This is a genomic window from uncultured Campylobacter sp. (assembly GCF_937997535.1).
Classification (GTDB): Bacteria; Campylobacterota; Campylobacteria; order Campylobacterales; family Campylobacteraceae; genus Campylobacter_B.
The window spans coordinates 1-1,365 of the sequence record NZ_CALKTT010000056.1; the positions used below are offsets into that span (position 1 = coordinate 1).

Annotated in this window: 1 protein-coding gene; it reads left to right on the forward strand. The window is 54.4% G+C overall.

Going from position 1 to position 1,365, the window contains the following annotated elements; translation table 11 throughout:
• Positions 1 to 1,365 (forward strand): pyruvate kinase (gene pyk, locus Q0117_RS05370; protein ID WP_297923501.1); only part of this gene is annotated, 1,365 nt, incomplete at both ends.

The window sequence follows — 1,365 nt, forward strand, 5'->3', positions numbered from 1 at the left end:
ATGGTAAAGGCGGGCTGCAACGCCTTTAGGATGAACTTCAGCCATGGCACGCACGAGTATCACGAGGCAAATTTAAACAAAATCCGCGCCGTAGAAAAGAGCCTGGGCGTACGCGTAGGCGTCTTTCAGGACATCAGCGGTCCAAAGATCCGCGTCGGCAAACTCGAGGAAAATTTTAAACTAAAGACGGGCGATAAAATCACCTTCCTTCCTCGCGAAATAATCGGCAAAAAGACCGCCCCAGGCGAATACGAGCTGTGTATCAACCACCCAGAAATTTTGCCGTTAATGAAGGTAGGCGAGTTTATCTACCTCTACGACGGCTCGATCCGCGCCAAGGTAGTCGCGGTAAGCGAGCAAGGCGTGCGAGCGATGCTCGAAAACGACGGCTTTTTAAGCTCGAATAAGGGGGTGAACTTCCCAAACACCCGCCTAAATATCGACGTCATCACACAAAAGGACCTCGCAGATCTGCGCTGGGGCGCGGCGCACGGCGTAAATTTCGTAGGCATCTCCTTCGTGCAGTCGCAAAACGACATCCTGCGCGTGCGCGAAATTTTAAACTCGCTGGGCTCAAAAGCTAAAATTTACGCCAAGATCGAGAAATTCGACGCGGTCGAAAATATAGAGCAGATCATCGAAGCAAGCGACGGCATAATGGTCGCACGCGGAGATCTGGGCATCGAGATGCCGTTTTATGAGATCCCGCGTATCCAAAAGCGCATCATAGCATTAGCCAACGCCCGCTCAAAGCCCGTCATCACCGCCACGCAGATGATGCTTAGCATGACCGAGCACGAGCGCGCCACCAGAGCCGAGATCAGCGACGTCGCAAACGCCGTGCTCGACGGCACCGACGCCGTGATGCTAAGCGAGGAAAGTGCCATCGGCAAAAATCCCGCAGCCGTGGTCGCCGCGATGAGCGAGACGATCCGCGAGACCGAAAAGATCTATCCTTACGATAAATTTAACGATTACGATTTCTACGACGAGACCGATATGATCACCTCAAGCACCGCAGCACTTGCCGCAAGATTGGGCGCGGGCGCGATACTTTCGATCACGGGCTCGGGACGCTCGGCGATTAAACTCGCACGCAACCGCGCTAAAATCGACATCATCGCAATCGCGCACGACGAGCAGACCGCGCACGCGCTAAGTCTCGTGTGGGGCGTAAATCCCGCGATGGTTAAGGAAAAAACGAGCATCAACTCGCTGCTCGTACGTATCATAAACGAGGCTCTGCAGCGCGGGCTCATCGAAGAAGGCGGCACCTACGTGATGACGGCGGGCTTTCAAAGCGGCCATCCCGGCAGCACCGACTACATCCGCATCATCAAAAAAGATCAGATCGATTTCTACCGC